Source organism: Intestinibacter sp., assembly GCF_022780145.1.
Taxonomy (GTDB): Bacteria; Bacillota; Clostridia; order Peptostreptococcales; family Peptostreptococcaceae; genus Intestinibacter.
In genome coordinates, this window is sequence record NZ_JALEXO010000042.1 from 1 (window position 1) to 3,056 (window position 3,056).

Annotated in this window: 4 protein-coding genes and 1 pseudogene; all 5 read left to right on the top strand. The window is 29.5% G+C overall.

Translation table 11 applies throughout. The features are described 5' to 3' along the window. Positions 1-81: 81 nt before the first annotated feature. Positions 82-648 (top strand): stage III sporulation protein AG, encoded by a 567-nt coding sequence (locus MR593_RS01595; protein WP_290686265.1) that lies wholly within the window; start codon positions 82-84, stop codon positions 646-648. Positions 649-679: 31 nt separating this feature from the next. Next, the gene (locus MR593_RS01600) at positions 680-1,357 is read left to right on the top strand and encodes a SpoIIIAH-like family protein (RefSeq protein ID WP_290686267.1); all 678 of its coding nucleotides are present in this window, start codon (positions 680-682) and stop codon (positions 1,355-1,357) included. 126 nt (positions 1,358-1,483) lie between these two features. Continuing rightward, positions 1,484-1,969, top strand: a complete 486-nt coding sequence (locus MR593_RS01605; RefSeq protein WP_290686269.1) for an Asp23/Gls24 family envelope stress response protein — start codon at positions 1,484-1,486, stop codon at positions 1,967-1,969. 80 nt (positions 1,970-2,049) lie between these two features. Then, positions 2,050-2,559 (top strand): transcription antitermination factor NusB, encoded by a 510-nt coding sequence (nusB, locus tag MR593_RS01610; RefSeq protein WP_290686272.1) that lies wholly within the window; start codon positions 2,050-2,052, stop codon positions 2,557-2,559. After that, a pseudogene (locus tag MR593_RS01615) lies at positions 2,540-3,056 on the top strand (O-sialoglycoprotein endopeptidase); the annotation flags it as partial. The gene nusB and the pseudogene MR593_RS01615, both read left to right, overlap by 20 nt.

Below are 3,056 nucleotides of genomic sequence, written 5' to 3' on the forward strand. Positions count from 1 at the left end.
GAAGTCTATAAAAGACGATTTGATAAAAATATTAGAAGTATCAATTGATAAAATTGAAATTGATTAATAGGGGAGAAACTTATGTTTAAAAAATTAGATTTAAATGAAAAGGAAAAGAAAAAATTAATAACTCTATTGTCACTAGGATTGGTATGTTTGGTTAGTTTATTGCTAATTAATTTTCTTCAAAATAGAAATAATACAAACCAAGAGGCTGTAAGCGGTGAAACCCAAACTAATGAACAGCTACAAAATGACGAGGCTGAAGCTGAAAAGGAGGATTTAGAGTCAAGATTAACCGATATACTAAAGCAAATAAATGGATCAGGAGATGTATCTGTAATGATAACCTATGACAATAGCGAGGAGATAGAGCCAGCATATAATTCAAATTCTACAAAGGAAACTACATCAGAGACAGATTCTTCAGGCGGCGAAAGAACAGTTGAGACATCGAGTGAAAATAAGACAATGGTGACATCGGATTCTTCAAAGCCTATAGTCATAAAAACTAAAGAGGCTAAAATAAAAGGCGTTTTAGTAGTGGCAAGTGGCGCAAATGATCCTCAGGTCAAGGAGACATTGTACGAGGCTGTTCAAACAGCACTTCAAATATCAGGTCATCAAGTTCAAGTATATGCTAAATAGAGAAATTAATATATAAAAATGGAGGGGTTTGATGAGATTTAATTATAAAAACAGAGGCTTTGTAGTAGTTTCATTGAGTATGATGTTAATTGCAGTTGGAGTAGTTAATTATAAACTGAGCAAAGACTCTGCATTAAGTGTTTCAGATGAATTTAAGGCATATGAACAGGCGCAGATAGATAAGAATTCATCTGAAGAAGACACCGTTGTAGATAGTATAAAAGGGAAGGTTACAGTTGAAGACAAAAACGATAAAAAAACAACTGAAGCTAGTAAAGAAAATAGTGAGTTAGAAAATATAGCTAAGGAAACTAGTAAACAAATAGAAGATACTTTAAATTCAAAAGAAAATGTAGAGAGTGATACATATATAGTAGACATGAAGATGACTAGAGAAAAACAAAGAAATGAGCTCACAGAAAAATTAAATGAAATAATAAATAATCCATCTACAACTGATGAAGCGAAAATAGAAGCATCAAATATGAAGGTAGAAATGGTGAAAAACTCAGACAAGGAATTGCAGCTTGAAAATCTACTATTAGCGAAGGGGTATAAGGATGCGATTGTTTATATAAATGAAGGAAAAGTAAACGTAGTTGTAAATATGAAAGAAATAACACAAAACGATGCCAATAAAATATTTGAGCTAATAGGGTCGCAATCAGATATCGATCGAGAAAATATTAAACTAACAAATAATAGATAAATATTAAATTTTAGAATAAATTGATTAGATTGGTTTATAATAAAATTAAGTCTTATTTCTTGCAAATTATATAAGGATTTGATATTATATAATAAATAATAGCCTAAAAATAGGGGGTAGTGTGTCATGGAAAATAATAATTTAGGACAAGTTAAAATATCAAATGAAGTCATAGTAACAATCGCTGGATTAGCAGCTTTAGAGGTTGAAAACGTAGAGACAATAACTACAATAACTGATAAACTACTTAAAAATAACGGTGTAAAAATTCAAATAGAAGACGAACAAATAATCTTAGACATATATGTTAACATAGAATTTGGAGAATCTATACCAGATACAGCTTTCAAAATACAAGAAAATGTTAAAAATACAGTAGAAACAATGACTGGTTTAGAAGTATCAACTGTAAACGTACATGTTCAAGGTATTACTTTCTATAAAGAAAAAGCAGAAAAAGAAGAAGCTAAAGCTCAAAAGAAAGAAGAAGCTAGACTAGCTAAGGCTGCTAAAAAAGAAGAAGCTAGATTAGCTAAAGAAGCTAAAAAAGCTGCTAAAGAAGCAGGACAAGATGGAGAAAGTGAAGACGAAGAAATAACAATAGCAGAGTAATGAATAAATTAAAACCCTCTGAAAATCAGGGGGTTTTTTTATTGCATTATAGTGTATAATAAGACTGAAGGAGGATGAACATGAAAAATAGAAGAGAAAAAAGAGAAACGAGTAGAGAATATTTAATGAAATTAATGTACCAAACTTATATATCAAATGGAGATATAACTGATTTAAATAATGAAATCGACACATTCTTAGAAAACAACGAGGAATACATAGTTAATAGATATGAAGAATTAGTTTTAAATTATTCAGATAAAGATGTAGAATTTGAAGGGACTGTAGTAAATGATTGCGTCGATAGAGTTTATCTAGATGAAATGTGTGAGGTATTTAGAGATAAAATCGATTATATAAATGAATTAATAGAAAACAACGCTAAAAATTGGTCTATAGATAGATTTTCAAAAATAGATTTATCAATACTACAAATAGCAATATCAGAAATGTTATCTGATTTAAATATACCAGATAAGGTTTCTATAAATGAAGCTATAGATCTTGCAAAAATGTATTGTGAAGCGAAGACACCTAAATTTATAAACGGAATTTTAGGAAGTGTTGTAGATGAAATCAAAGAAAGATAATATTGTAATAGGAATAGATACTAGCTGCTATACAACTTCTATAGCAGCTATCTCTTTAAATAAAGAAATAATTTTAAATGAGAAAATAATGCTTCAAGTAGATAAAAATTCTAAAGGACTTAGACAAAGTGAAGCTGTTTTTCAGCATGTATCAAATATAGGAAAAATAAGCGAAAATATAGGTCATAAATTAAAAAACTACGATATAGTTGGTGTATGCGCTTCTAAAACACCTAGACCGATAAAAGGATCTTATATGCCTGTTTTTACTGTGGGATTAAATGTAGCAAAATTATTGAGTGTAACACATGATTGCCTATGCTTTGAAACTACACATCAAGAAAACCATATTAAATCTAGTTTATTAGGAAAAACTTTATCTAATGAAAATAGATTTATAGCAGTTCATATGTCAGGGGGAACTACAGAAATAGTTCTTGTAAATAAAAATGAATCTGAAAAATATGAATTTGAGATTATAGGTGGGACAAAGGATG

Bases quoted from the DNA above. Each gene is read 5' to 3' on its own strand.
- MR593_RS01595 (WP_290686265.1), top strand. From the start codon at position 82: ATGTTTAAAAAATTAGATTTAAATGAAAAGGAAAAGAAAAAATTAATA.
- MR593_RS01605 (WP_290686269.1), top strand. From the start codon at position 1,484: ATGGAAAATAATAATTTAGGACAAGTTAAAATATCAAATGAAGTCATA.
- nusB (WP_290686272.1), top strand. From the start codon at position 2,050: ATGAAAAATAGAAGAGAAAAAAGAGAAACGAGTAGAGAATATTTAATG.
- MR593_RS01600 (WP_290686267.1), top strand. From the start codon at position 680: ATGAGATTTAATTATAAAAACAGAGGCTTTGTAGTAGTTTCATTGAGT.